Here is a 451-nt window from a genome sequence, read left to right on the forward strand (position 1 = left end):
GCGCAGGGCGTTGCCATCCAGCAGCGGGCCTGTATCGGCGCTGCGCAGGACGCGGGTGCTGCCGATCTGTTCGACATGTGTGTGCATGGTGCGCTCTGAAGTTCGTATCGTCCGCCCAGTATGGCCATGGGAGAGGCCAACAGTAAGCAGATGCAGCATGAATCTGGCGAACGAACGCGTTAGGCTGCGCCGGGCGCCCGCACGAGGCGGGTTCACGATACCGGGAAAGGGCATGGCAGGGTGGAAAGGACGTTCGTTGTTGATGGCGGTGCTGGTGTGCTCGGGTCTGCCGGCTGCGGCCGCCGAGCTATGCACGGCCAGTGCCTACGGTGACGGGCAGGGCAACATCGTGGTGCTCGGCGCATCCGCTGCGGCACCGGCCACGGGGCAGCGCTATCTGATGGTGGACGGGCGACGTGGCGCCACCGGTGATGCCAACGCGCCGGTGAGC

At 66.7% G+C, this 451-nt stretch carries 1 protein-coding gene; it reads left to right on the forward strand.

All coding sequences use genetic code 11. The annotated features are described in order from the left end of the window. Positions 1-232: 232 nt before the first annotated feature. A partial coding sequence (locus I6F37_RS39715) for a hypothetical protein (RefSeq protein WP_225154336.1) occupies positions 233-451 on the forward strand: 219 nt, incomplete at its 3' end.

The organism is Bradyrhizobium sp. NBAIM08 (assembly GCF_020193935.1).
Taxonomy (GTDB): Bacteria; Pseudomonadota; Alphaproteobacteria; order Rhizobiales; family Xanthobacteraceae; genus Bradyrhizobium; species Bradyrhizobium yuanmingense.